Annotated in this window: 21 protein-coding genes and 2 tRNA genes; 13 read left to right on the forward strand and 10 right to left on the reverse strand. The window is 65.9% G+C overall.

Annotated features, from left to right (window positions below):
* The first annotated feature begins 2 nt into the window (after positions 1 to 2).
* Positions 3 to 830 (forward strand): enoyl-CoA hydratase, encoded by an 828-nt coding sequence (locus ACIBG0_RS12570; protein WP_397031922.1) that lies wholly within the window; start codon positions 3 to 5, stop codon positions 828 to 830.
* Between the two features lie 198 nt (positions 831 to 1,028).
* On the opposite strand, the gene ACIBG0_RS12575 is transcribed toward ACIBG0_RS12570, so the two are convergent.
* Together ACIBG0_RS12575 and ACIBG0_RS12580 are read right to left on the reverse strand one after the other, a co-directional pair.
* Positions 1,029 to 2,096: an Hsp70 family protein gene (locus tag ACIBG0_RS12575; protein ID WP_397031923.1), complete on the reverse strand. Its 1,068-nt coding sequence runs from the start codon at positions 2,094 to 2,096 to the stop codon at positions 1,029 to 1,031.
* 119 nt (positions 2,097 to 2,215) lie between these two features.
* Positions 2,216 to 2,764 (reverse strand): MarR family winged helix-turn-helix transcriptional regulator, encoded by a 549-nt coding sequence (locus ACIBG0_RS12580; protein WP_397031925.1) that lies wholly within the window; start codon positions 2,762 to 2,764, stop codon positions 2,216 to 2,218.
* Positions 2,765 to 2,933: 169 nt separating this feature from the next.
* Between ACIBG0_RS12580 and ACIBG0_RS12585 the strand changes: the two genes are divergently transcribed.
* Positions 2,934 to 3,008: transfer RNA gene (locus ACIBG0_RS12585), tRNA-Cys, on the forward strand.
* Positions 3,009 to 3,110: 102 nt separating this feature from the next.
* On the opposite strand, the gene ACIBG0_RS12590 is transcribed toward ACIBG0_RS12585, so the two are convergent.
* The 8 genes from ACIBG0_RS12590 to ACIBG0_RS12625 form a co-directional block, all read right to left on the reverse strand.
* Positions 3,111 to 4,160, reverse strand: coding sequence for an ABC transporter ATP-binding protein (locus ACIBG0_RS12590; RefSeq protein WP_397031927.1), 1,050 nt, complete (start codon positions 4,158 to 4,160; stop codon positions 3,111 to 3,113).
* Positions 4,157 to 5,710, reverse strand: coding sequence for an ABC transporter permease (locus ACIBG0_RS12595; protein WP_397031929.1), 1,554 nt, complete (start codon positions 5,708 to 5,710; stop codon positions 4,157 to 4,159). The genes ACIBG0_RS12590 and ACIBG0_RS12595 overlap by 4 nt, the downstream gene beginning before the upstream one ends.
* Before the next feature lie 2 nt (positions 5,711 to 5,712).
* Complete coding sequence (locus ACIBG0_RS12600) at positions 5,713 to 6,732, reverse strand: iron ABC transporter substrate-binding protein (RefSeq protein ID WP_397031931.1); 1,020 nt, start codon at positions 6,730 to 6,732, stop codon at positions 5,713 to 5,715.
* A 113-nt stretch (positions 6,733 to 6,845) separates the two neighbouring features.
* On the reverse strand, positions 6,846 to 8,246 hold the full coding sequence (locus ACIBG0_RS12605; protein ID WP_397031933.1) for a metallophosphoesterase: 1,401 nt from the start codon (positions 8,244 to 8,246) through the stop codon (positions 6,846 to 6,848).
* A gap of 14 nt (positions 8,247 to 8,260) precedes the next feature.
* Positions 8,261 to 8,914 carry a hypothetical protein gene (locus tag ACIBG0_RS12610; protein ID WP_397031935.1) on the reverse strand — a complete coding sequence of 218 codons (654 nt, stop codon included), beginning with the start codon at positions 8,912 to 8,914 and terminating at the stop codon, positions 8,261 to 8,263.
* Positions 8,915 to 9,392: 478 nt separating this feature from the next.
* A tRNA-Arg gene (locus ACIBG0_RS12615) sits at positions 9,393 to 9,465 on the reverse strand.
* Positions 9,466 to 9,590: 125 nt separating this feature from the next.
* The gene (locus ACIBG0_RS12620; protein ID WP_397031937.1) at positions 9,591 to 10,313 is read right to left on the reverse strand and encodes a DUF305 domain-containing protein; all 723 of its coding nucleotides are present in this window, start codon (positions 10,311 to 10,313) and stop codon (positions 9,591 to 9,593) included.
* Positions 10,314 to 11,222, reverse strand: coding sequence for a DUF3105 domain-containing protein (locus ACIBG0_RS12625; RefSeq protein ID WP_397031938.1), 909 nt, complete (start codon positions 11,220 to 11,222; stop codon positions 10,314 to 10,316).
* A gap of 112 nt (positions 11,223 to 11,334) precedes the next feature.
* Between ACIBG0_RS12625 and argS the strand changes: the two genes are divergently transcribed.
* The 11 genes from argS (at position 11,335) to ACIBG0_RS12680 (ending at position 25,686) form a co-directional block, all read left to right on the forward strand.
* Positions 11,335 to 12,993 (forward strand): arginine--tRNA ligase, encoded by a 1,659-nt coding sequence (gene argS, locus ACIBG0_RS12630; protein ID WP_397031940.1) that lies wholly within the window; start codon positions 11,335 to 11,337, stop codon positions 12,991 to 12,993.
* A 79-nt stretch (positions 12,994 to 13,072) separates the two neighbouring features.
* On the forward strand, positions 13,073 to 14,491 hold the full coding sequence (lysA, locus tag ACIBG0_RS12635; RefSeq protein WP_397031942.1) for a diaminopimelate decarboxylase: 1,419 nt from the start codon (positions 13,073 to 13,075) through the stop codon (positions 14,489 to 14,491).
* Entirely contained in the window at positions 14,488 to 15,897 is a 1,410-nt protein-coding gene (locus tag ACIBG0_RS12640; protein WP_397031944.1) for a homoserine dehydrogenase, read from the forward strand. The genes lysA and ACIBG0_RS12640 overlap by 4 nt, the downstream gene beginning before the upstream one ends.
* 23 nt (positions 15,898 to 15,920) lie before the next feature.
* Positions 15,921 to 17,018, forward strand: coding sequence for a threonine synthase (gene thrC / locus ACIBG0_RS12645; protein WP_397032018.1), 1,098 nt, complete (start codon positions 15,921 to 15,923; stop codon positions 17,016 to 17,018).
* A gap of 25 nt (positions 17,019 to 17,043) precedes the next feature.
* On the forward strand, positions 17,044 to 17,994 hold the full coding sequence (thrB, locus tag ACIBG0_RS12650) for a homoserine kinase (protein ID WP_397031946.1): 951 nt from the start codon (positions 17,044 to 17,046) through the stop codon (positions 17,992 to 17,994).
* A 502-nt stretch (positions 17,995 to 18,496) separates the two neighbouring features.
* The gene (gene rho / locus ACIBG0_RS12655) at positions 18,497 to 20,446 is read left to right on the forward strand and encodes a transcription termination factor Rho (RefSeq protein ID WP_397032020.1); all 1,950 of its coding nucleotides are present in this window, start codon (positions 18,497 to 18,499) and stop codon (positions 20,444 to 20,446) included.
* An 809-nt stretch (positions 20,447 to 21,255) separates the two neighbouring features.
* Positions 21,256 to 21,486 carry a 50S ribosomal protein L31 gene (gene rpmE / locus ACIBG0_RS12660; RefSeq protein WP_062982643.1) on the forward strand — a complete coding sequence of 77 codons (231 nt, stop codon included), beginning with the start codon at positions 21,256 to 21,258 and terminating at the stop codon, positions 21,484 to 21,486.
* Positions 21,487 to 21,570: 84 nt separating this feature from the next.
* Positions 21,571 to 22,641 (forward strand): peptide chain release factor 1, encoded by a 1,071-nt coding sequence (gene prfA, locus ACIBG0_RS12665; RefSeq protein ID WP_397031948.1) that lies wholly within the window; start codon positions 21,571 to 21,573, stop codon positions 22,639 to 22,641.
* A 150-nt stretch (positions 22,642 to 22,791) separates the two neighbouring features.
* On the forward strand, positions 22,792 to 23,664 hold the full coding sequence (prmC, locus tag ACIBG0_RS12670; protein ID WP_397031950.1) for a peptide chain release factor N(5)-glutamine methyltransferase: 873 nt from the start codon (positions 22,792 to 22,794) through the stop codon (positions 23,662 to 23,664).
* A gap of 173 nt (positions 23,665 to 23,837) precedes the next feature.
* Positions 23,838 to 24,503, forward strand: a complete 666-nt coding sequence (locus ACIBG0_RS12675; RefSeq protein WP_397031952.1) for an L-threonylcarbamoyladenylate synthase — start codon at positions 23,838 to 23,840, stop codon at positions 24,501 to 24,503.
* A 40-nt stretch (positions 24,504 to 24,543) separates the two neighbouring features.
* Positions 24,544 to 25,686: a glycosyltransferase family 4 protein gene (locus ACIBG0_RS12680; protein WP_040687108.1), complete on the forward strand. Its 1,143-nt coding sequence runs from the start codon at positions 24,544 to 24,546 to the stop codon at positions 25,684 to 25,686.
* Positions 25,687 to 25,705: the final 19 nt, after the last annotated feature.

Here is a 25,705-nt window from a genome sequence, read left to right on the forward strand (position 1 = left end):
AGATGGATGCATCGCGAAGCGATTCCGTGGGGGATGGTGGTCGGGCGACGGGAGGGCCTGACTTCGAGACGATTCTGCTGGAGCGCAAGGGCCGGGTCGGCTGGATCACGCTGAACCGCCCGAAGGCGCTGAACGCGCTGAACGCGCAGGTTCTCGACGATGTCATTGCCGCGCTCGACGAACTCGAGCACGATGAGGCGATCGGCGCCATTGTCATCACCGGTTCGGAGCGGGCCTTCGCGGCCGGCGCCGATATCAAGGAGATGCAGCCCAAGTCGTACATGGACATGTTCATGAACGATTACTTCGCCCGCTGGGATCGGCTGGCGCAGTTCCGCAAGCCCACCATTGCCGCCGTCGCCGGTTACGCCCTCGGCGGTGGCTGTGAGCTGGCCATGATCTGCGACATCCTGCTCGCCGCCGACAATGCGAAATTCGGTCAGCCCGAGATCAAGCTCGGCGTCATTCCGGGCATCGGCGGTTCGCAGCGCCTGACCCGGGCCATCGGCAAGGCCAAGGCCATGGATCTGGTGCTCACCGGCCGCAATATGGATGCCGAGGAGGCCGAGCGCGCCGGTCTCGTGTCCCGGATCGTGCCCGCCGCCGAACTGCTCGACACCGCACTCGAGGTCGCCGAAACCATCGCCTCGATGTCGCTGCCGGTCACCATGATCGCCAAGGAGGCCGTGGACCGCTCCTTCGAAACCACCCTCGCCGAGGGCCTGCGTTTCGAACGCCGAGTCTTCCACTCGCTCTTCGCGATCGACGATCAGAAGGAAGGTATGAGCGCCTTCGTCGAGAAGCGCCCGGCCAAGTTCACCAACCGCTGAGACGCGAATTACCCACCCGCCGACTCCGTCGGCTGCCGTCCCCTGTGCCCGGCCGATTCGGCCGGGCACAGTCGTTTCGGCTTATATCAACGCCGCCGATGAACCCTTGACCGCCGCAACAACATATGCGTGACTGTCAGCGGCCGTCGAGCAGCGAGCAGGGCGTGGTTGCGGCCGACAGGGCCTGCGCAACCGGGTTCAGTTGAAGGACGTCGCTGGGATACCCGCGATCTCGACGGGAGTCGGAGCGTTGACGCCATCCGGCGGCGCAGCGGCGGTGTGGTCCATGGCGAGCAGTCCGGCGATGGTCGCACCCAATCCGACCGTGACCGCAATGGCGGCAATGAGTTTGCGGCGACCGGGGGTGGTCGGCACCAGTGAACCGGTCAGTGCTCCGCCGCGTAAGCGCGCCATACGCACATCGCCGGTGGGGCGTTCCGCGGCGAGCAATACCGCGCCGCGGGCCGAAACATATTCGGGCTCGGAATCGTAGATGACCGGCAGTTCGATCATTTGGGAAAGCTCTTCGCGGATATCGGGGTTGCGCGTGCAGCCGCCGAGCAGGACCAGTGCCTCCGGTTGGACGCCGGTTTCCACGATGAGTTGCCGGATGAACGAGGCGGAGTGGTGGATGCCCGCCGCGCACAGTTCGGCGAGGTCGCTGCGGGTGACCACGGCGCGCCCGCCGGAGTCGGTGTCCGTCGCGGTGATCACCCGGACGTTGCTGAGTTCTTCGCGGTGCCTACGGCTGGTCTGTTTGTCGGTGAATACGCCGCCGCGGGCCAATTGCCAGCGCAGCAGTGCGTCGTAGCCGTCGCCGCCGAGGACGGTGCTGCGTTTGCTGGACAGGATGGTGTCGGTGCGGCAGTCGGCGTGGGTGATGGTCAGGCCCGAGCTGCCGAGGTCGTAGAGGATGACCGAGCCGGCGGTAGGCAGGCGGCCGGTGAAGCGCAGGTAGCGCAGCTGGGCCAGCGGTTCGTCGACGATGGTTAGCCGGGTGCGGCCAGCGCTGGTGCGGATGGCGTCGGCGTGCAGCGGACAGCGACAGGTCACGGCGGTTCCGGTGATCAGCTCGTCACGCCGGTCGGCGGCGGCGCGCATCTGGCGGATCGCCTCGAAGACCGGTTCCTCGACCCCACCGCCCGCCCGACGCGGCACTTGGCATCGATCGATCGGGGGAAGATGTGGCTGATCGGAATGCGTCAGCATCGCGCGGGCACCGCCAGCGCCCGCCGAAACCCCCAAGACCAGCACCATGGAATCCATGGTGGACCCTTTCGCCTCCGGTGCCAAGACAACGGGGCGGGGAATTCGCTAGTTGGATGCCAGACCGTTACCGCGCGGTGGTCCGGGCGGTGTAAAGACCGACCGGTCTGGGTGTTTGGTCACTGCTCATGTGCCGACCATCGGGCCGGTTCCTCGCCGGTGGCGAAGTCGCCTGCGGCATGGCGAAATTCCGCGAGCAACTGCAAAAGAGTATGCAGCCGGTCCGGCGGAAGACCGGGAATCGCGAAGACTTTCGCGTTGAGTTCCTCGGTCGCCTGAGCAACCAATTCCCTTCCAGCAGAGGTGATTTCGATCAAGGTGGCGCGCCTATCGCTGGGATGGGGCACCCGTTCGACGAGCTTGGCGGCCTCGAGTCGATCGACGGTATTCGTCACGCTGGTCGGGTGCACCTGTAGGCGCGCACTGGCCTTCGCCATGGGCAGCGCACCCGTCTTGCTGAAAGCAAGCAGCATGAGAAGTTCATATCGAGAGAACGTTAGACCGGTCGGTTTCAGAGCCTCGTCCACGCGCGCCATCACGATTTGCTGGGCGCGAACCAGTGAGGTCACCGCCGCCATTCCGTCGGCGAAATCACCCCAGCCGTGGCCGACCCATTGACGATGGGCCTCCTCGATCGGATCAACCGGAAGTGGACGTGGCCGCGACATGGTCTTGATCATTCCACGTTCGGTCGCCGCTCCGGATCTTCTCCCGATCGGTGAGCGCGGCACTAGTCGCATGACGGACCGGTGGCCGAGATCCTGGCGTCCCGGGTTCGGATCACACTGAGTGCAACGGTGGGCATTTCGATGCGGCGACGGCACTATTCATGGCGAGGCGGGCGTGGCTGAGTGGTTGAGGCAACGGTCTGCAAAGCCGTTTACGCGGGTTCAATTCCCGCCGCTCGCTCCAAAAGGAGTGCCCTCGCTGGCGACTGCTTGCGGGTCGCTCGAAATGATCAGCCATGGGTGCCCGGCCCGGTGACACGCCACTGCCGGGCCGGGTGTCCGTGGTTCAGGCCGCTTCGAACGCCACGGCGTTGCCGAGCACCTCGAGACGGACGCGCTCACCCGCGCTCGGCGCCGCAACGCTGGCACGGCGCACCCGCACCGGATCGACATCGCCGTCCAGTGCGATGGTCAGCATCACATCGGCCCCACGGAACTCCACATCGCGTACGGTTCCACTACTCGGTTCACTACCCGAAACCACCTGCGCCACAAGCTGTTCCGGACGAAACATAATGGTCGCCGACCCGGTCGGCGCGGACTTCTGCACAGGTACCCGGCCGAGCGCACATTTGGCCACATCGCCGTCGACCACCGCATCGAGCAGCACACAATCACCGAGGAATTTGGCGGTGAACAGATCGGTGGGCGCGGCGTAGACCTCTTCCGGCGCGCCGACCTGGGTGAATACCCCCTCGCGCATGACCGCGACCTGTTCGGCGAAGCAGAGCGCCTCCTCCTGGTCGTGGGTAACCAAGATGCTTGTCATGCCCGCCGCCCGCAGCGTCTCGGCAACGGCCTGTCTGGTGGTGGCCCGCAACCCGGCATCGAGCGCGCTGAACGGCTCGTCGAGCAGCATCACATCGGGTTTGCGGGCGAGCGCACGTGCGAGCGCGACGCGCTGCTGCTGGCCACCGGAGAGCTGGTGCGGGCGACGGTCGGCATAGGACGGATCGAGTGAGACCATCTCCAGCAGCTCGTTCACCCGATTCCGACCGCGTCGCAGCCGGCAGAATCCGCTGCGCAGGCCGTAGGCGATGTTCTCGCCGACGGTCAGATGCGGGAACAGCGCGCCATCCTGTGCGACGTAACCGACATTGCGTCGCTGGGGTGGCACCGAAAACCGGTCGCGGGTTACGGTTTCGGTGCCGATGGCGACCGAACCCGTGTCCGGAGCCTCGAATCCGGCGATGACCCGCAATAGCGTGGTCTTTCCACATCCGGACGAGCCGACCACCGCGGTCGAACTACCGTTCGGCACTTCGAGATTGATCCCGCCGAGTACCCGGTGGTGGCCGAACGTCTTCGAAACATCCGCCACGACAAGCCGACTCATAACCCGGCCGCCTTCCTGGATTGGGTGAACAGCAGATACGTCACGGGCACCGCCGCGACGATCATGATGAGTGCATAGGGTGCGGCCGCGGCATAGTCCAATTCGCCCGACAACGACCAGAATCGCATTGCCAGTGTGCGGGTTCCGCTGGGCGCCAAGAGCAATGTCGCGGTCAATTCGGTCGCCACCGCGACGAATACCAGCGCACCGGCGGATGCCGCGGCGGGCGCGGTCAACCGCAGCGTGACACGCAGAAAGGTGACCGGCCCCGACTGGCCGAGCGAGCGCGATACTTCCTCCAGCCCGACCGGCACCTGCGCCAATCCGGCCCGCACGCTCACCAGCGCTCGCGGCAGAAACATCAACACATAGGCGACCACGACCATGGTCACCGTCTGATAGAGCGGCGGCGCCCACCGAATCGTGACCGTCACCATGGCCAGCGCGATCACGATGCCGGGCAGCGAACTCGTAATGTAGTTGGCGCCCTCAACCATTCGGGCGAACGCCGAGGTGGAGCGCACCGCGATCCAGGCCACCGGGAACGCGCACAGCGTGGTGAGCAGTGCGGCCATCCCCGCAAGCGCGATGGTCTGCCCGAGCGCCGTACCGATTTCGGAGAGGTCCCAGACCTGGGCACCGCCAATGCGCAGCCAGCGCACGATTGTCCACAGCGGCACGCCGATCGAGCCGACAACTACCGCCGCCAAAGCGAGCAGAACCGGCATCGTGCTGGCCCCCAACCCGACCCGGGCAGCGGCCCGCGGTGCGCCACTGCCGATCCTCGCGTACCGCGCCTTACCGCGTGCCCCCGCCTCGGCCGCGAGCAACACCAGACAGCACAGCACGAGCACACCGGCCAACATGCTGCCCGCCGGACCGGCGAAACTGGATTGGTACTGCTCGAAGATCGCGGTCGTGAACGTATCGAACCGGATCATCACGAACGCGCCGTATTCGGCGAGCAGATGCAGCGAAATGAGCAGTCCACCGCCGAGAATCGCCAATCGCAACTGTGGCAAGACGATTCTAGTGAATACCGCGACCGGACCGGAACCGAGCGCACGCGCCGATTCCTCCACCGCCGGATCCAGCCGACGCAGGGTGGCTGCCGCGGGCAGATACACCAGCGGGAAATACGACATGGTGGAGATCGCCACACCCGCCCACAGCCCGTGCATGGTCGGGAATACGCTGACCCAGCCGTAGCTGTTCACGAACGCTGGCACGGCCAGTGGTGCCGCGAATACCGGCCCCCACCATGTCGCGCCCGGCACATTGGTCCGCTCGACCACCCATGCGAGGCCCACCCCGAGCATCACACAGATCGGGACGGTGACGATCACCAGCCCGACCGTATTGCGCAGGAGGTCACCGACTCTCGGGCGGAACACCAGCTCCGCCGCTTCGGGTAGACCGGTGGAGAAAACCGTGGACACGATGTAGCCGAGCGGCACGAACGTCGCGGCCACCAAGAGCAGCGCGACGGTCGTGACGAGTGGCCCGGGTCTTCCGACCCGGGGCGCGGCGACAGCGGTCCGTACGGCCATGACTAGAGCAGACCCGCCTCGGTCATCAGCGCCGTCACTTTCTTGGCATCGAGCTTGCTCGGGTCGACGGCCGGCGCTTGCAGCGAGGCCAGCGACGGCAGCGCCGGATTGGCCGCGACATCACTGGCGACCGGATACTCCAACGAGGTGCCGTCGCGCAGGATCTCCTGCCCGGCCTTGGAGGTGATGAACGCCAAGAACTTCTGTGCCGACTCCTGCTTCTTGCTCGACCTCAGCACGCCGCCACCGGAAACCGAGACGAACGCTCCCGGATCCTGGTTCTTGAAGTAGTGCAGCCCGGTGTGGCTGCTGCTCTCCCTGGTATTGGCCTGATCGCGGTACCAGTAGTAGTGGTAGATCACGCCGCCGTCGGGCTGGCCGGAGTCGACCGCCTTCATGGTGGCCACATTGTTCGGGAATGCGGTGGCGTTGTCCTTCATGCCCTTCAGCCACGCCTTGGTGGCGTCCTCACCTTTGAGTGCGAGCAGGGCCGCCACGATGGCCTGGAAGTCGGCACCGGAAACGCCCGCGCCCCAGCGGCCCTTCCACTGCGGCTGCGCCAGATCGAGCAGTGAGGCGGGCAGCTGATCTGCCGCGATCTTGTCCTTGTTGTAGACGAAAACGGTTGAGCGAGCGGCGATTCCGGTCCACTTGCCGGTGGACGGACGGAACTGCGCTGGCACCTGGTCCAGTGTCTTCTTATCGACATCGGCGAAGAGTCCGGCGTGCTCCACCAGCGCCATGGCGGGGGAGTTCTCGGTGAGGAAGACATCGGCGGGGGAGGCCGCGCCCTCGGCGACCAGCTGGTTGCCCAGGGCCGTATCACCGCCCTGGCGCAGGGTGACCTTGATGCCGGTCTCCTTGGTGAACGCGTCCACCCATTCCTTGGTCAGCGATTCGTGCTGGGCGTTGTAGACGGTGATCTCGTTCTTGTCGTCCGAGGAATTCGAACAGGCCGTCACGCCGAGCGCCGCGACAGCGACGGCCAGCGCTGCGGAAATCGCTTTCCATCTGATCGACATGTTCGAGTCCTTCCGACCTGCAAGGTTCCACTTCATATGATGAGGCTTACCTAAGCAAGATACCGCGTCCGAACTGCGGCGATGGTATCGGTACGGCGGCGATGGCGGGCCGGTCAGGACAGGCCCGAGAAGTCCCGCAGCACAACATGATTGCGGTCTGCGAAGGTGCCGAGCGTGTAATCCGGCAGCACGCCGAAGTATTCGCCTCGGGTGGTCGCACTCCAGCGGCGCGCGGCCGCGGCGCGGGTCTTGTAGAAGTTGATCATGTACCCGCCCTCGTACAGGCGCAGCAGGCTGTAGCCGCCCGGATACTCCTTGACCGCCGCCACTTCCAGGAATTCCACCGCGGCACCGGTGTCGGGACGGGTGCGGCGGTTGCGGTGGGTATGGCCGCTGTGCTGCAGGAATACCCCGGGTGCGCGTTCGTAGAGTGTCTGGAGTTCGATGCTGTCGGGGCGATTGAGGACGAAACCTGGTCCAGCGGTATTGGTCAGCCCGGATTCGACCGTCACCGGATGATGTCCGAAGACCAGCGTCGGACGATCCGGATCTTCGCGCAGCAGTTCGCCGAGTCGGCCGAACTGCGGGCGTTCGATGCTGCCGCCCGAACCGTCGAGTTCGCTGGTATCCAGGCCGAGCAGCCGCAGGCCACCCGACTCGTGCTCGATCAGCTGCTGGCGCGGATCGAATTCCTCGGCCCAGCAGTCGAAATGGTCCGCGGCTGCCGGAATGCAGCCCTGGTATTCCGGGCCCATATGCGGACGGTCGTGGTTGCCGCGCACAGCGAGGTAGTCGCGGCCCTGTGCGCCCCAGGAGTCCAGGTGTCCGCGCACCGAGCGCGTCTGCTCCGGCTTCGCCTCGGCGGTGAGATCGCCCGCGATGAGAAGGAGGTCGGCGCCGCGATCGGGGCGACTCAGATCATCGAGCAGGGCAGCCAGCATTACCTGGGGATAGGGTGGCAGGCCCGGCTCCTGCCGGAAACCCGGCGGCAGGTTATCGACGACGAGACCGCTGACCTGCTCGCCATAGTGCACGTCATTGGCGAGTGCGAGGGTGCGCAGCGGGCGGCCGGGCGGCGGTGTCAGGGTGGTGAATTCGCCGGTGGATTCCGGACTTCCGGGGGATCGGGTGGTGAGTGAAAGCGCGGGCACGGCTCGGACGCCGTTCGACCACGCCTCGAATCGGTAGGGACGGCCCGGTTCGAGACCGTCGATTTCCGCATAGTGGAACGGGGTGTGCTCGTCATCGGCATAGGCGGTGGCCAGCGCCGCATCTACCGGACCGAGGCGCACTTCGGCATCCGTATCGACCGGCAGCAGTCGACCGCTCGGATCCGGAGTCACCGTCGTCCAGGTCAGAATCACCGATCGATCGGTGACCGTGACGACCTCCAGGTCAGTCGCGAAGAGCGGATACGGTTGGGCGCGAACCGAACCCGGATCCGCGAGACTGGCCAGGGCGGTCATCCCGATGGCGCTGAGGAAGGTCCGACGCGACGGTCCGCAGCAGCTCATCCGACGAGGTTACGTCAGTTCTTACCCGACTCCGCCGAGCAGACCTTCCACTTCCCGTCTTCCTTACGCAGGTGTTCGGTGGTGCCCGTATCGGTATCCGGGGTCTCGCCAGGGACGGTCAGCGTGAGCTTGCCGGTGATCCGGGCGGTCGCGCGGTCACCGGTGACGACGATGTCATCGATCTTGTCGATGCTGACCTCGATCTTGGCGGTATCGAATTCCTTCTTCTGCTCGTCGCTCAGCGTGTCGAACTCGGCACGGTCGGCCGCGCATGCCTTGCCCGCCGCGGCAGCGAAACCGTGCGACTCGAGCGTGTCGTAGAAGTCGTGGATGGCCACCTGGACCTTTTTCTCGTCCGAGGCCAGCGGCGTCTTGCCCTGCACGGTCAGCACCACGCCCGCGGCGACCGCACCCGCGATGACGAGTACCAGCACCAACAGGCCGATGATCAGCCCGGTCCTGCGCTTCTTCGGCGGCGGATACCCCGGCTGTTGATAACCACTAGGCGGCGGATACCCCTGCTGCGGTCCATACCCCTGACCACCCGGCGGCGGATACCCCCCTTGCTGCGGGTACCCCGACCCACCCTGCTGCGGAGAGCCATACGGCTGCTGCGGCTGCCATTGCGGCTCCCCGAACGGCGGTTGCCCACCCGGCGGATATGTCATGTCTCGTCCTCCCGCTCACCCCATCTGTGTGTGAGATTACGGCAACTCGCGCCACCCGACCGGACGCCGATCGCGACACCCCAACACCGAACCCCAACACCGATCGACGGAGGTTGCCGCCGCACCTCGCAGATAATCCTGTTCCAACCCGGCCACAACAGTGGGGGTCTGAGGCTGCGCCGATCGGACGACGGTTGGGGGTCCGGGGGCGAAGCCCGCCGGGCGGGGTCTGGGGGTTGCATGCCCAGAAAACACGACGAAACGAGCAACGGCTCCACGCCCTTCGTGAGTATGAGCCGCTTGTGAATGGATCGCACCCCCGCAGATGAGGTGCCATTCTCACCCAACTCAGCCACGACGGTTGGGGGTCCGGGGGCGAAGCCCGCCGGGCGGGGCCTGGGGGTTGCACCCCCAGAAAACACTACGAAACGAGCAACGGCTCACGCCCTCTGTGAGCATGAGCCGCCTGCGAGTGTAGTGCCCTCGGCAGGATTCGAACCTGCGGCCTTCTGCTCCGGAGGCAGACGCTCTATCCCCTGAGCTACGAGGGCGGGATAGGTTTCGAACGGTGCCGGTGGGCGGCCGTTCGGGCGGGGCCAAGCGTATCGCATTGCGGGGCGTCCGCCAAAAAGTGTGTCGGGCCGGGGAGTTTCGGTTCCCAGGCCCGACAGATGGATCAGTTCTGCGGAAGTGGTGTCGCGTTGCGGGCGCTCAGCATGGTGGTGATGAGTTGTGCTTCGCCCTGCTGGGTGGTCGCCATAGCGGCCGCGAGTGTGCGCACCGCGGTGGTTTCGGCGTGCTGGGCGGCGAATTCGGTCATCGAGAGTCCGCCCTGATGGTGGCGCAGCATCAGCTGCAGGAACATCGTGTCGAGCGTAGGACCGGTGGCCTGGCGCAGCGCGGTTACCTCCGCGGTGGTCGCCATACCCGGCATGGCAGCCGATGGTCCCGACATCGCGTGATCGGTGGTAGCACCGGAATGCGAATGGCCCGGCTGTTCGGCCATCCAGCCCATATAGCCGCCCACATTCTGATTCGGCTTACCCCACATCTGTAGCCAGCCTTGCATCCGGCCAATCTGCCCCTGCTGGGTGGTCAGAATGTCGTAGGCCAGCCTGCGCACATCGTTATCGGTGGAACCGATGAGCGCGATCCCGGCCATTTCGACGGCCTGCGCGTGGTGTGCCGACATGTCCTGGCTGAATCCGATATCGACAGCGCCGGGATCGGGTTCGCTATTGCCGTCCAGCGGCAGTCGGGCCAGCACGCCGACCGCGAACCCGATCAGCAGGATGCCGATCGCACCGAGCACCAGCAGCGGAGTGCGCTGCCGCCGAGCCTGCGCGGCCAAACCCGAATCGCTCGCCACGTCCGGCTCGCTTTCGGTATCCACGGGCATCTACTGACCTTCCGTCGGCTGGGTCGGAATTCCCGTGGGCAAGCCGGGGATATTCGGTACACCCGGGATGCTCGGCATACCGGGCAGACCACCCGCGGCGCCGCCGAGTTCGGTCTGGTCCTGCGACAGGCCCTTGCCGTCCATCGGCACCGCATCGGGTCCGGGTGGTGTCGGGTCGTACGGTGTCGGGTTGTTCGCGTCGAACGCGGGGTTCGAGCAGCTCGCGCCCACCTCGGGGTAGGCGTATTGGTTCTCACGCAGGGCGGTGATGAACTGGTTGACCCGCTTGTCGTCGGCACTGTCCAGCTTCAGCTGATGTCCCCAGGATTGCAGCGATATCGCCGAGGCCAGACCGGGGAACGGCGACATCAACGTGAACGGCTTACCTTCCACCTTCTGCTTCAGCGTGTCGATGCCCGCCGCGTCGACCTTGTCGGGGTTGTAGGCGATCCACACCGCGCCGTGCTCGAGCGAATGCACCGCGTTCTCCACCCGGATCGGCTTGTTGTAGACCACACCCATGCAGTTCGCCCAGACCTGATCGTGCGGACCACCGAATGGTGGGGCCTGGTCGTAGGCGACGCGCTGCGTACCCGAGACGTGCAGTCCCGCCGGATAGTCCTTCTTGGTGACCCCGGCGATCTGATCCGACGGATCCTTCTTCTGCGCGCTCGGTGTGTACTTCTCGAGTTCGGCCTTGTCCCGATACTTCGGCACCAGGCTGAACGCGAGCGCACCGATCAATGCGACGATCGCCAGGGCGGCTCCGATGACCAACCATGGGATCTGGCGCTTCTTCAATGGGCCTTTGCCCATCGGAACCTTGCCGCCGCCCTTTTTCCGCGACGGTGCGACCTTCCCCGCGGCCCGGACGGCCTTGGCCGATTTGGCGCTCGTGCTGCTCGGCATAGCTCGCTGTGCTCTTTCCACGTATTGATCCACGGTGCTGGTTGATTGCGGAGGGCTCCGCCGAGGTGCCCACTCGAGGCGTACACCTGCCAAGACCATAGGATAGAGACTCGTGACTCCAGCTGACCTTGCAGATCTCCTTCGCGCGACCGCGGCGAAGGTGCTTGTCGAACGCGGACTGGACCCGACGGTCCTGCCCGACGAGGTCAACGTGGAGCGCCCCCGTAATCCGGAACATGGCGACTATGCCACGAATGTGGCCATGCAGGTAGGTAAGAAGGCCGGAACGAATCCGCGCGCATTGGCGACCTGGCTGGCCGAGGCGCTGGCCACCGCGGATGCCATCGACACCGCCGAGGTCGCCGGTCCAGGCTTCCTCAATATCCGCCTCGCCGCCTCGGCACAGGGCGCGATCCTGCAACAGGTCTTGACCGCGGGCGCGGCCTACGGCACCTCGGACACCCTGAAGGGCACCCGGATCAATCTGGAATTCGTGTCGGCCAATCCGACCGGTCCGGTACATCTCGGCGGCACCCGCTGGGCCTCCGTCGGTGATGCGCTCGGCCGCATTCTGGCCGCGCAGGGCGCCGACGTGACCCGCGAGTACTACTTCAACGACCACGGCGCGCAGATCGACCGCTTCGCCACATCGTTGGCCGCGGCCGCCAACGGCGCGCCGACCCCGGAGAACGGCTACGCGGGCGAATACATCGGCGAGATCGCGGCCAAGATCGTGGCCGCACACCCCGAGGCGCTGACCATGCCGGAAAGCGAGCAGCTCGAACTGTTCCGTGCCGAGGGCGTCGAGTTGATGTTCGCCCATATCAAGGAATCGCTGCACCAATTCGGCACCGATTTCGACGTGTATTTCAACGAGAGTTCACTCTTCGAATCCGGTGCGGTCGAAGCGGCTGTCACCAAACTCAAGGATTCCGGGGACCTCTACGAAAAGGACGGGGCCTGGTGGATCGCCAGCTCCGAATACGGTGACGATCAGGACCGCGTCGTTCTCAAGAGCGACGGCAATGCCGCCTATATCGCCGGTGATATCGCCTATTTCCAGAACAAGCGCTCGCGTGGCTTCGATCTGTGCATCTACATGCTCGGTGCGGACCATCACGGCTACATCGGCCGGTTGAAGGCCGCCGCGGCCGCCTTCGGCGACGATCCGGCCACCGTCGAGGTGCTCATCGGGCAGATGGTGAATCTCGTCAAAGACGGTGTGGCCGTGCGGATGTCCAAGCGCGCGGGCACCGTGGTGACGCTCGACGACCTGGTCGAGGCGATCGGCGTGGATGCCTCCCGGTACTCGCTGGTGCGCAGTTCGGCGAACTCGAGCATCGATATCGATCTGAACCTGTGGACCAGCCAAAGCAATGAAAACCCGGTCTACTACGTGCAATACGCACACGCCAGGACCGCATCCATCGCGCGCAATGCCGCCGAGTTCGAATATGACACGGTGACACCGGATTTCAGTCTGCTCACCGCCGATGAAGAGGGTGAACTCATCCGCACCATCGGCGAATACCCGCGCGCCGTTGCCAGTGCCGCGAGCCTGCGCGAACCGCACCGCGTCGCACGCTATCTGGAGGAACTGGCCGGTGCCTACCACCGGTTCCAGACCAATAAGAACCTGCGTGTACTGCCCCTCGGCGACGAACCCGTCACGCCGACCAATGCCGCCAGGCTTGCCCTGGCCAATGCCACCCGTCAGGTGCTGAGCAACGGCCTCGAGCTGCTCGGCGTTAGTGCACCGGAGCGAATGTAGTGAGCGAGCGCAGTGAGCGAACCATGGATACAGCGCCTCGAGCGGTCACGGCGGAGTCGAGCGTCAGCGAGGTGGAGTCATGAGTGCTCACCCGGCCGGTCCTCGGCACGCGGAAATTCCGCACGCACCCAGCCTCGCGGAGCGCCCGAGCGACCCCAAACAGATGATCGATCTGCCCGAGAATGTCTGGCCGCGCAACGCATCTCGCGATGCGGCAGGCGTCGTGCACCTCGCCGGTGTGCCGGTGCACGAACTTGCCGAGCAGTTCGGCACCCCGCTGTTCGTGATCGACGAGGACGATTTCCGTTCGCGCTGTCGCGATATGGTCGCCGCCTTCGGCCCGGACGCCCGAGTTCACTACGCCTCCAAAGCATTCCTGTGCGGTGAGATCGCCCGCTGGATCCGCGATGAGGGTCTTTCCCTCGATGTCTGCTCCGGCGGCGAACTCGCCGTCGCACTGCACGCCGGGTTCCCGGCGAATCGAATCGCATTGCACGGCAACAACAAATCCACCGCTGAGCTGGGGGCAGCCGTTGAGGCGGGCGTGGCTCATGTGGTGGTCGATTCGCTGATCGAGATCGAGCGCTTGGAGGCCATCGCGGGCCGCGCCGGAGTCGTTCAGGACGTGCTGGTCCGCGTCACCGTTGGCGTGGAAGCCCATACCCACGAATACATTTCGACCGCACACGAGGATCAGAAGTTCGGCTTCTCGATCGCTGGCGGCGATGCGATGGAGGCGCTGGCTCGGGTCTTCGAGACCGATAACCTCCGCCTCGTCGGTCTGCACAGTCACATCGGCTCGCAGATCTTCGAAATCGATGGCTTCGAGATCGCCGCGCGTCGCATGCTCGGCTTGCTGCGCGAGGCCATCGACAAGTTCGGCATCGAGCGCACCGCGCAGATCGCCACATTGGATCTCGGTGGTGGACTTGGTATTTCGTATCTGCCCAATGACGATCCGCCGCCACTGGACGACTTCGCGGCAAGCCTGCGCAAGCTGGTCGCCACGGAGGCGAGCCGCGCCGGACTGCCTGAGCCGAAGATCGCCGTCGAACCGGGCCGCGCCATCGCGGGACCGGGCACCGTCACCCTCTACGAGGTCGGCACCGTTAAGGACGTATCGCTCGACGGCGGACTGCGCAGGCGCTATGTCAGCGTCGACGGCGGTATGAGCGACAACATCCGTCCCGCGCTGTATCAGGCCGACTACGACTGCCGCTTGGTGTCGCGCTCCTCCGACGCCGCCCCCGTGGTCGCTCGGGTCGTCGGAAAGCATTGCGAGAGTGGGGATATTGTCATCCGCGATACCTGGATGCCCGCCGATGTCGGTCCGGGCGATCTGGTCGCCGTCGCCGCGACCGGCGCCTACTGCTATTCGATGTCCAGCCGGTACAACCAGCTGACTCGTCCGGCGGTCGTCGCGGTGCGCGACGGTGTGCCGCGACTCATTCTGCGCCGGGAAACGGTGGCGGATCTGCTCAGCCTGGAGGTGCAATGAACTCAGTGTCGCGTAGCGATTCCATCGGGGGTGGTGATCAAGTGACGGGTGGGCGCGATGCTGCGAAGCTCGGCGTATGGGGAACCGATCGTCCGATCGGAGTCGCGGTCCTCGGAATGGGCAATGTCGGCACCGAGGTGGTGCGCATTCTGCGTGACCACGCCGATGACCTGCGTGCGCGCGTCGGCGCGCCGTTGCTGCTACGCGGTGTCGCGGTGCGCAACCTGGACACCGACCGCGGTATCCCGGCCGAACTGCTCACCACCGACGCGGATGCGCTGGTCGCTCGCGACGATGTCGATCTGGTGGTCGAGGTCATCGGCGGCATCGATCCGGCTCGCCGCCTCATCCTTGCCGCGCTGAACGCTGGCAAATCCGTGGTGACCGCCAATAAGGCACTGCTGGCCGACTACACCGGCGAGCTCGCCGCCGCCGCCGAGCACCACCGCGCCGACCTGTATTTCGAGGCCGCCGTCGCCGGCGCGATCCCGGTTGTGCGCCCGCTGATCCAGTCGCTCTCGGGTGACCGAGTGAACAAGGTCGTCGGCATCGTCAACGGCACTACCAACTTCATCCTCTCCGCGATGGACGAGACCGGTGCCGACTACGGGATCACCCTCAAAGAAGCCACCCGCCTCGGTTACGCGGAGGCCGATCCGACCGCCGACGTCGAGGGCTACGACGCCGCCGCCAAGGCCGCGATCCTGGCCTCGCTGGCCTTCCACACCCGGGTGACCGCGGCCGATGTGTACCGCGAGGGCATTTCCAAGATCACCGCCGAGGATCTCGAGACCGCATCCGCACTGGACTGCACGGTCAAACTGCTCGCCATCTGCGAGCGGGCCGCCGCCGGTCCGGGCGAACCGGGCCCGGCGGAGGGTGGCAAGGAGCGCGTTTCGGTGCGCGTCTATCCGGCCCTCATTCCACGCAAGCACCCTTTGGCCGCGGTCACCGGCGCGTTCAACGCGGTGGTGGTCGAGGCGGAGAACGCCGGTCGGCTGATGTTCTACGGGCAGGGCGCGGGCGGTGCGCCGACCGCCTCCGCGGTGCTCGGTGATCTGGTCATGGCGGCGCGCAATAAGTTCTTCGGTGGCCGCGCTCCGGGCGAGTCGGTTTATGCTGAGCTACCGATCGCGCCGATCGGTGATACGCCCACGCGCTACCACGTGAACCTGCAGGTCGCCGACCGTCCCGGGGTGCTGGCCAAGGTGGCGGGCGAATTCGCCAACCACGAGGTGAGCATTTCCACGGTCCGGCAGGAAGGGCACGGCGAGGGTGCACGCCTGGTCGTGGTCACCCACCACGCTGCCGAGTCGGCACTCGCGGACACCGTCGCCGCCCTGGCGGAAATGGAATCCGTCACATCCGTGACCAGCGTTCTGAGATTGGAAGGCACCAACGAATGACAACTGCATCGCGTAGCGATTCCATGGGGGGTGGTACAGCCGTCGCGCCGCAGGCGGGAGTGCACTCGCGGTGGCCTGGACTGATCGCCGCATACCGCGATCGCCTCGCGGGCGCCGCGGACTGGGATCCGGTCACCCTGTACGAGGGCGGCACCCCACTGGTGCCCGCACCGCACCTGTCCGAGCTGACCGGATGTGATGTCTATCTCAAGGTCGAGGGCCTGAATCCGACCGGCTCCTTCAAGGACCGCGGTATGACGATGGCTATCACCGACGCGAAGTACCGCGGGCAAAAAGCGGTGCTGTGCGCGTCCACCGGCAACACCTCGGCATCGGCCGCCGCCTACGCCACTCGGGCCGGGATGAGCTGTGCGGTGCTGATTCCGCAGGGCAAGATCGCCATGGGCAAGCTGGCCCAGGCCGTCATGCTCGGTGCGAAGATCATCCAGGTCGACGGCAATTTCGACGACTGTCTCGAGCTGGCGCGCAAGGTCACCGCGGAATTCCCGACCGTCGGTTTGGTGAATTCGGTGAATCCGGCTCGCATCGAGGGCCAGAAGACCGCTTCGTTCGAGATCTGCGACGTGCTCGGCAAGGCACCCGACGTGCACGCTCTTCCGGTGGGCAACGCCGGCAACATCACCGCCTACTGGCGTGGTTATCGCGAGTACTACGCCGACGGCATCACCACCGCCCTCCCACGCATGCTCGGTGTGCAGGCAGCGGGCGCCGCGCCGCTGGTCAACGGCGCCCCGGTCAAGCAACCCGAAACAATTGCCACCGCCATCCGCATCGGCGCGCCCGCGTCCTGGAACGGCGCGGTGGAGGCCAAGGAACAGTCCGGTGGCGCCTTTCGCGCAGCCACCGACGAGGAGATCCTGCAGGCGTACCGGCTGGTCGCCGCGACCGAGGGCGTTTTCGTCGAGCCCGCGTCGGCGGCCAGCATCGCGGGCCTGCTCGCCGCGCGCAAGGAGGGTTGGCTGGATTCGGGGCTCACCGTGGTGTGCACGGTGACCGGCAACGGCCTGAAGGATCCGGATAACGCGCTCGCGGGAATGCCACAGGTACAGGCGATTCCGGTCGACCCGATCGCGGTCGCCCACGAACTAGAACTGGCCTGAGTTGAATTCGCGCGAAAGCCAACTGATGACAAGGACGCTGCCCGCCGGTCTTTCGGTGACCGCGCGGGTGCCCGCGTCCAGTGCCAATCTCGGCCCCGGATTCGATTCGCTCGGTATGGCTTTGGGCATCTACGACGAGATCGAGGTGTGCACTACCGATTCCGGTCTTACCATCCGAGTCGAGGGTGAGGGCGCCGACGATGTGCCATGGGGCCCTTCGCATCTAGTGGTGCGCGCGATCGAGCGCGGCCTGGAGGCGGCGGGGGTGTGGGCCGATGGTCTCGATGTGGTGTGCCGCAACGTGATTCCGCATTCTCGCGGTCTCGGCTCGTCGGCCTCGGCGGTGGTCGGCGGTCTGGCCGCGGGCTGCGGTCTCGCCGCGAAATTGGATCCGGCACTGGCCATCGGCAGTGAGCAATTGGTCCAGCTCGCATCGGAATTCGAAGGTCATCCGGACAATGCCGCGGCCAGTGTGCTCGGTGGAATCGTGGTGTCCTGGACCGAAACGGCCACCGACGGTGCTACGGCACCCGATCACGGCCGCGTCTACCGTGCGGTGCGCCTCGAGCCGCATCCGACGTTGCGCCCGGTGGTGCTGATTCCGGAAGAGCGCTCATCGACCGCGCATACGCGTGGCCTGTTGCCCGAGGTCGTGGCGCATGGCGATGCCGCGTTCAATGTCAGCCGCGCCGCGCTCGCGGTGGTCGCCCTGACGCAACGTACCGACTTACTGCTGCCCGCGACGGCCGATCGTCTGCATCAGACCCAGCGCGCCCCCGCGCTGCCGCTGACCACCGAATGGATCGCCCGGCTGCGCGCGGCCGGGATCGCGGCCACGGTATCCGGTGCGGGACCGACCGTACTGGCCTTGGGTACCAGCGAATTCCCCGCCGAACTCCGTGCGCTCGCGGCCATCGACGGGCTCCGCGTGGTCGAGCCGGGACTCGCGGAAGGCGTCCAGATCGACGGTGTCTGATCGGCGGCGGCCTGCCGCTCGCACCGCGGCGGCGAGTCTGCCTTGCCGATGTTCCAGGTTGCCAGCTATCCTGAGCACGTCCGTACATCGTGCGCATCAGACGCCGGTGCTTCATCAGGGCAATCGCTCCAGCAGGCTCCAGGCTCGAGCCTCCAGGCCATGGGGGTGCTGCGTAGCTGCGCAACTGGAATGATCTCTCCCACCTTTCGGGAACTGGTGGCGAAGCCGCCGGTCCGGCGGGGCAGGTGATACGGCAAAAGCGCCGGTCCGAGCTGTGTGTTCGGCCCTCGCATCCGAGTCCGGCAGAACGCCCGGACTGCGGGACGAAACCCTCGAAACAGCACACGGCAATCGAGGGAAGGAAAGGATTTCCGTGACAGATACGGACCTGCTCGCGACACCCGGGGTGGATTCCAGCCCGGCAGGGGACCGCGAAAGTGACTCCGGACAGATTTCGAAGATGAGCGAACAAACCGACGTCGCACGATCGGGGCTGACTGGAATGCTGTTGCCGCAATTGCGCGCGCTCGCGGGGGAGCTCGGTATCCGAGGCACCTCTGGAATGCGCAAAGGCGATTTGATCGCCGCCATCAAGGAAAATCAGGCCGGAAAGTCGGCGAAGGCGGAAAAGTCCGCGCGTGGCGAGGTGAAGTCCGATGTGGACGCCGCCAAGACAGCACGGGCCAAGGCCGAGCAGGGCACCCTCGACGTGACGCCCGCCACTTCCGCCCCGGCGAAGGAAGCTCAGACCAAGGACGCGCAGACCAAGAACGCGCAGACCAAGGACGCTCCGGCGAAACAGGCTGTCGCGAAGGAGGCCGTCGCCGATTCCGCAGCGCCGAAGGCCGCCGAGAAGTCAGCCGATTCGAAGTCCGATCCGGCGCAGGCCGAGGCTGCCGCGCCGACCGAGAGCACCGAGGATTCCGGTCGCGAGGGTGGTCAGCGCGGTCGCGGCAGGCAGCGTCGCGGTCGCGACCAGGCGCGCGCAGGTGGTGAGACCGGCGGTGGCGAGGCGCGTGGTCGCGGTGGTGAGACTGCCGGTGGCGAGGCGCGTGGTGAGGAGCCCAAGCAGGAGCAGGAGCAGGGCGAACGTCGCCGCGACCGCAACCAGGGTGAGCGCAACGGCAATGCCAACGCTGGCCGCGGTGGCGAGGGCGGCGGCCGTGGTGATGCCAGCCGCGGCGGTGACGAGGACGAGGGCGGTCGCGGACGGCGTGGACGCCGGTTCCGGGAACGTCGTCGTGGTCGCGACCGCGAAGGTAGCGCCGGTGGCGGCGAGGCCCGCGAGCTCGAGATCCGCGAGGACGATGTCCTGCAGCCGGTGGCGGGCATCCTCGATGTGCTGGACAACTACGCCTTCGTGCGCACGTCCGGCTACCTGGCCGGACCGAACGACGTCTACGTCTCGATGAACCTCGTCCGCAAGAACGGCCTGCGCCGCGGTGATGCGATCACCGGTGCGGTGCGCGCCCCGCGCGACGGCGAGCAGAGCAACCAGCGCCAGAAGTTCGATCCGCTGGTGCGCTTGGACACGGTCAACGGCGGTGAGGTCGACGCGGCCAAGCGGCGTCCCGAATTCGCCAAGCTCACTCCGCTGTACCCGAACCAGCGCCTGCGCCTGGAGACCCAGCCGAACAAGCTGACCACCCGCGTCATCGACCTGATCATGCCGATCGGTAAGGGCCAGCGCGCCCTGATCGTTTCTCCGCCCAAGGCCGGTAAGACGACGATCATGCAGGACATCGCGAACGCCATCGCCATCAACAACCCCGAGGTCTACCTCATGGTTGTGCTGGTCGACGAGCGTCCGGAAGAGGTCACCGATATGCAGCGTTCGGTGAAGGGCGAGGTCATCGCCTCGACCTTCGACCGTCCGCCGTCAGATCACACCTCGGTCGCCGAACTCGCCATCGAGCGCGCCAAGCGCCTGGTGGAAATGGGCAAGGACGTTGTGGTGCTGCTCGACTCGATCACCCGATTGGGCCGCGCGTACAACAACTCCTCGCCGGCCTCGGGCCGCATCCTCTCCGGTGGTGTCGACTCGACCGCGCTGTACCCGCCCAAGCGGTTCCTCGGCGCGGCGCGCAATATCGAGAACGGCGGCTCGCTCACCATCATCGCGACCGCCATGGTCGAGACCGGTTCCACCGGTGACACGGTGATCTTCGAGGAGTTCAAGGGCACCGGTAACGCCGAGCTCAAGCTGGACCGCAAGATCGCGGAACGGCGCGTATTCCCGGCCGTCGACGTCAACCCGTCCGGCACTCGTAAGGATGAGCTACTGCTCAGCCCCGACGAGGCGGCCGTGTTGCACAAGCTGCGCCGCGTACTGTCCGGCCTGGACTCGCACCAGGCGATCGACCTGCTGATCGACCGCCTGAAGAAGTCCAAGAACAACCTCGAGTTCCTGATGCAGGTCAGCAAGACCGCGCCGGGTGCGCTCGACGAGTGAGTGAACGGGGGCTCCGCTCAGGCGGAGTCCCCGTACTTTTTGCGCATACGCCACGAATGATTTCGTGCGCACATGGGTAACTCGTCGGGTACGCCCAGAACTGGAGTCCGCTGCCTGCCGCCGGTCCGCAGGGGTGGTCTCCGCGCACCCGACGTCCGGCAAAAGGCGCGGGGAGGCGGGGGAGCGCCCTTTCGGCGTACGTGGGCTGAAGAATGCGAGTCCGATGCCTGCCGCGCCGACGATCATGAACGCAAGAATGGTCGCCGCTGTCGCCGGGGTTGCGGTGCTTATCGCGTTTTTGGCCGAATCGTACTGTGCGGCAGTGGGTTTCGCGTACGCGTAGGTGTCCGGGCGATCCGGAGTGGTTAACCAGCCGACCGCGACAGTGAGAATCAGCGAAACGAAGACCGCCAGTGCAATGCGGCTGTTCACAGTGTTCTCCCTTCTGTCTCGGCACGCCGATGTGCATCAGGCCTAAAACTCTATGAACATTGATGTTCGTATCCACGAGTAGTTGACTACCTGTATTAAGGGTTCCGTAAGAACACGATCAACGCGTGCCAGTAGTTCAATTGGCAACAAAGCCTTGGGTACCTACTTGCGGCGGGAACAAACCGGGGGATCCGGGCCGACTCAGGGCGGGAACAAAGCGGGGATCGGAGGCGTTTTGGGAGGGTAACCACCGTTCTGGCATACTGAGCGGTCGTTGCGTCTGCTCCGCTGAGCAGGCCTCCCGCCTAAAGTCGGCTCCGGTTCACGTCCTCGCGATCTGCGCGGGCGACCCGGCGGCCAATATCGAGAGGACACCCATGAAGGCAGGAATTCACCCGGCGTATGTCGAGACCACGGTCGTCTGTGGTTGCGGCAACACCTTCCAGACTCGCAGCACCAAGGAGTCGGGACACATCACCGTCGAGGTCTGCTCGCAGTGCCACCCCTTCTACACCGGCAAGCAGAAGATCCTCGACACCGGTGGTCGCGTGGCCCGCTTCGAGGCTCGCTACGGCAAGCGTGCCGGCAAGAAGGCCGACGCAAAGTAGCTTCCCCGCCGACGCCCGGTCCTGCACTGCAGGCCGGGCGTCGGCGCTTTTGTGTGGCCAGTACGGAAAAAGAGAGGAAGCACCGTGACGCAACCGTCCGCGATCGATGACATTCTGGCCGAGCACGCGGGCCTGGAGACGCAACTCGCCGATCCGGCGCTGCACAACGATCCGGGTGCCGCCCGCCGAGTCGGCAAGCGGTTCGCCGAGCTGGCCCCGATCATGGCCACCTACAACAAGCTCAAGTCCGCCACCGAGGATCTGGCCGCCGCGCAGGAACTCGCGGCCGATGACGCGTCCTTCGCCGCCGAGGTGCCCGGCCTGGAACAACAGGTCGTCGAGCTGGAGCAGACCCTCGCGGATCTGCTCGCTCCGCGTGACCCGCACGACGGCGACGACGTGGTGCTCGAGGTGAAATCCGGTGAGGGCGGTGAGGAATCGGCGCTGTTCGCCTCGGATCTGGCCCGCATGTACATCCGCTACGCCGAGCGGCACGGCTGGAAGGTCGAGATTCTCGATGTGAACATCTCCGACCTTGGCGGTTATAAGGACGCGACCATCTCCATCAAGAGCCGCGACGCCGCGCGCGACGGTGTCTGGTCCCGTTTCAAATTCGAGGGCGGCGTGCACCGCGTTCAGCGGGTTCCGGTGACCGAATCGCAGGGCCGCATCCACACCTCGGCCGCGGGTGTGCTGATCTACCCGGAGCCGGACGAGGTCGAACAGGTACAGATCGACGAATCGGATCTGCGCATCGATGTCTACCGTTCCTCAGGGAAGGGTGGGCAAGGCGTCAACACCACCGACTCTGCGGTCCGCATCACCCATCTGCCCTCGGGCATCGTGGTGACCTGCCAGAACGAGCGCTCCCAGCTGCAGAACAAGGCCCGCGCCATGCAGGTGCTCGCGGCCCGACTGCAGGCGCTCGCCGAGGAGCAGGCCGATCAGGAAGCAGCTGCGGGCCGCGCCTCCCAGATTCGCACGGTGGACCGCTCCGAGCGCATCCGCACCTACAACTTCCCGGAGAACCGCATCACCGATCACCGTATCGGCTTCAAGGCACACAACCTCGACGCCGTACTCGACGGTGATATGGACGCACTCCTGGATGCTCTGGGCAAGGCGGATCGCGAAGCCCGAATGGCCGCGGAGTAAATCCGGTCCTGACCCCTGGATCCTGCGAATTCGGGTCAAGTGATTTGGTAAGAACATGGCCAGCTCGCCGGGTACGCCCATCCCGGTCATCCGATCTGCGGCCCGCGATGCGAACACTGACGACCGGCAAAGGAAGAGGCGGACGAGCCCATGACGCGTGTGGCGTTGCGCCCGGCAATCAACCAGGCGGTGGAGACCCTGCGGGCGGCGGGTGTGCACAGTCCGCAGTCCGACGCCGAGCAGTTGGCCGCGCATCTGCTCGGTGTCGAGCGGACCAGACTGTCGCTGACCCCGCTAGTCGCGCCGGAGTTGCTCGACGAGTATCGAGCGCTGGTGGCACGGCGTGCGCAGCGAATTCCCCTGCAGCATTTGACCGGTACCGCGGCGATCGGCGAGATCGAACTCGCGGTCGGGCCCGGCGTCTTCGTGCCGCGTCCCGAGACCGAATTGCTGTTCGCCTGGGCATTGGCGCAGCTGGAAGCGCTGCCGCACGATCACACGCCGGTCGTCGTCGATCTGTGTACCGGCTCCGGTGCCTTGGCGCTTGCGATTGCCCGGGCCCGACCGGATGCGGACGTGCACGCGATCGAAATCGATCCCGAGGCCCTGCAATGGGCACGCCGCAATGCTGATCTGCGCATTGCCGAGGGCGACACCCCGATCACCCTCTACGCCGACGATGTCACCGACCCGAATCTGCTCACCGAACTGAACGGCGAGGTCGATCTCGTTGTCGCCAATCCGCCGTACATTCCCGAAGGCGCCGAACTCGATCCCGAGGTCGCCGATCACGATCCGCATCTGGCCCTCTTCGGCGGCCCGGACGGACTCGACGTGATCCGTCGGATGATCCCCACCATCGCCCGCCTGCTGCGTTCGGGTGGCTCCTGCGCCGTCGAGCACGACGACACCAACGGCTCCGATCTCGCCGCTCTGCTGGCCGAACAAGGTGACTTCACCGATATCGTCGAACATCCCGACCTTGCGGGAAAGCCCCGCTTCGTCGCCGCGGCCCGGAGCTGATCCGGCTCGCGTTCCGACGCCAGCCCCGGTGCGCCGACCAACTCGTCGAGGCGGGCCGGAATGGTGGTTCTCGGGTGCTGCCGAGCGTCCATTCGACTCGCCGCAGCGATCACCGGAGGCAACCAACCCCGCCGATGGTGGCATCGAGTGGCACGCGTGACAGGATGGTGGCCGTGAGTACCGTCTACGACTGCGCGGATCCCGACTCGCGCGCCGCCGGACTGACCGCGGCCACCAGTGCCCTGAAATCCGGCCGGCTGGTTGTACTGCCGACCGATACCCTGTACGGCTTGGCCGCCGACGCGTTCGATTCCACCGCGGTGAGCGATCTGCTCGCCGCCAAGCGGCGTGGTCGCGATATGCCGGTACCGGTGCTGGTCGGCTCCTGGCACACCATCGACGGTCTGGTGTTCTCGGTGCGTCCGCAGGCCCGCGAGCTGATTCGGGCCTTCTGGCCCGGTGGGCTGAGTCTTGTTGTGCAGCAGGCACCTTCGCTCGCGTGGGACCTCGGTGACACCCGAGGCACGGTCATGCTGCGGATGCCGCTGCACCCGGTCGCGCTGGAACTTCTGCGCGAGGTGGGCCCACTCGCGGTCTCGAGCGCCAATGTCTCCGGACAGCCGCCCGCCACGACCGCCGCCGAGGCGCGCGATCAGCTCGGCGATCTGGTCGGCGTCTATCTCGACGGCGGCCCGGCCGAACACGCGATCGCGTCTACCATCGTCGACCTCACCGCGGATCAGCCGCGGATCCTGCGCGCCGGCGCGGTACCGGTCGGCGATATCGCCGATGTGCTCGGGATGTCGCCGGAGGCGCTGACCAGCGTCGCGACGCGGTGATCTCGGGACGCAGTGATCGTATGGCGGATCAGATAAACGGATGATCGGTTCGGGTGCGGTAGTTCCTTTGCGCGAGCTGCTGCTCGTGCTTCTCATCTCGGGCACGGTGACCTTCCTGGCCACCGGTGGAATTCGGGTGCTCGCCATTGCCTTCGGCGCGGTGGCAGTGCCGCGCGAGCGCGATGTGCACGTCAAGCCGATTCCGCGGATGGGTGGCGTCGGCATGTATGTCGGAGTGGTGGCGGCCGTGCTGTTCGCGCACCAATTGCCCGCGCTGCGACGGGGTTTCGATTACGCGCCGGATATTCCAGCGGTGCTGGTCGCGGCCACGCTCATCGTGCTCGTCGGCATCGTCGACGATCGCTGGGGCCTGGACGCGTTGACCAAATTCGCGGGTCAGGTCACCGCCGCCGGTGTGATGGCGGTGATGGGCCTGAGTTGGTACGTGATCTACAACCCATTCAACGACACGACGGTGGTGCTGGACGCGCTGCAGGGCGGCCTGGTCACCGTCGGCATCACAGTGACACTCGTCAACGCGATGAATTTCGTCGACGGACTCGATGGTCTCGCGGCCGGATTGGGTCTGATCTGCGCGGGCGCGGTCTTCGTATTCACCGTCGGCCTGCTCTACAGCCAGGGCGGTTCGGTCGACACCTACCCGCCCGCCCTGCTCGCCGCCGCGCTCGCCGGCGCCTGTATGGGATTTCTGCCACACAACTTTTCCCCGGCCCGGATATTCATGGGCGATTCCGGTTCGATGCTGATCGGGCTCATGTTGGCCGCAGTGTCGACGGGTGCCTCGGGCCGCATCAATTTGGCGGGTTACGGACCTCGCGACATCGTCGGTCTGCTTTCGCCGCTACTGCTCGTCGGTGCGGTGATGTTCATTCCGGTGTTGGATCTGCTGTTGGCGATCGTGCGCCGGGTGCGCGCGGGTGTGAGTTTCTCGACGCCGGACAAAATGCACTTGCATCACCGGCTGTTGCAGATCGGACATTCGCACCGGCGCGTTGTGCTGGTGATCTATTTATGGGTCGGCGTGCTCGCCTTCGGTGCTGTCGGCACTTCGCTGATCCATGATCGCCGGATTGTGGTGTTGATGATGGCGGGCGGCCTGGTTTTCGCACTTGTGGTGACCGCCATACCGGGCCTGCGGCGCAAGGAGCCAGCGGATTCGTAAAGCAAGGCCCAGGTAAAGT

It is taken from the genome of Nocardia sp. NPDC050630 (assembly GCF_044457245.1).
Taxonomy (GTDB): domain Bacteria; phylum Actinomycetota; class Actinomycetes; order Mycobacteriales; family Mycobacteriaceae; genus Nocardia.

Coding starts and splice junctions, on each gene's coding strand:
- ACIBG0_RS12680 (WP_040687108.1), top strand. CDS start 24,544: ATGATCGGTTCGGGTGCGGTAGTTCCTTTGCGCGAGCTGCTGCTCGTG.
- ACIBG0_RS12595 (WP_397031929.1), bottom strand. CDS start 5,710: ATGGCCGTACGGACCGCTGTCGCCGCGCCCCGGGTCGGAAGACCCGGG.
- rho (WP_397032020.1), top strand. CDS start 18,497: ATGCTGTTGCCGCAATTGCGCGCGCTCGCGGGGGAGCTCGGTATCCGA.
- ACIBG0_RS12570 (WP_397031922.1), top strand. CDS start 3: ATGGATGCATCGCGAAGCGATTCCGTGGGGGATGGTGGTCGGGCGACG.
- ACIBG0_RS12605 (WP_397031933.1), bottom strand. CDS start 8,246: ATGAGCTGCTGCGGACCGTCGCGTCGGACCTTCCTCAGCGCCATCGGG.
- ACIBG0_RS12575 (WP_397031923.1), bottom strand. CDS start 2,096: ATGGATTCCATGGTGCTGGTCTTGGGGGTTTCGGCGGGCGCTGGCGGT.
- lysA (WP_397031942.1), top strand. CDS start 13,073: ATGAGTGCTCACCCGGCCGGTCCTCGGCACGCGGAAATTCCGCACGCA.
- ACIBG0_RS12620 (WP_397031937.1), bottom strand. CDS start 10,313: ATGCCCGTGGATACCGAAAGCGAGCCGGACGTGGCGAGCGATTCGGGT.
- ACIBG0_RS12590 (WP_397031927.1), bottom strand. CDS start 4,160: ATGAGTCGGCTTGTCGTGGCGGATGTTTCGAAGACGTTCGGCCACCAC.
- prmC (WP_397031950.1), top strand. CDS start 22,792: ATGACGCGTGTGGCGTTGCGCCCGGCAATCAACCAGGCGGTGGAGACC.
- ACIBG0_RS12640 (WP_397031944.1), top strand. CDS start 14,488: ATGAACTCAGTGTCGCGTAGCGATTCCATCGGGGGTGGTGATCAAGTG.
- ACIBG0_RS12610 (WP_397031935.1), bottom strand. CDS start 8,914: ATGACATATCCGCCGGGTGGGCAACCGCCGTTCGGGGAGCCGCAATGG.
- thrB (WP_397031946.1), top strand. CDS start 17,044: ATGACAAGGACGCTGCCCGCCGGTCTTTCGGTGACCGCGCGGGTGCCC.
- ACIBG0_RS12600 (WP_397031931.1), bottom strand. CDS start 6,732: ATGTCGATCAGATGGAAAGCGATTTCCGCAGCGCTGGCCGTCGCTGTC.
- ACIBG0_RS12580 (WP_397031925.1), bottom strand. CDS start 2,764: ATGTCGCGGCCACGTCCACTTCCGGTTGATCCGATCGAGGAGGCCCAT.
- ACIBG0_RS12625 (WP_397031938.1), bottom strand. CDS start 11,222: ATGCCGAGCAGCACGAGCGCCAAATCGGCCAAGGCCGTCCGGGCCGCG.
- rpmE (WP_062982643.1), top strand. CDS start 21,256: ATGAAGGCAGGAATTCACCCGGCGTATGTCGAGACCACGGTCGTCTGT.
- thrC (WP_397032018.1), top strand. CDS start 15,921: ATGGGGGGTGGTACAGCCGTCGCGCCGCAGGCGGGAGTGCACTCGCGG.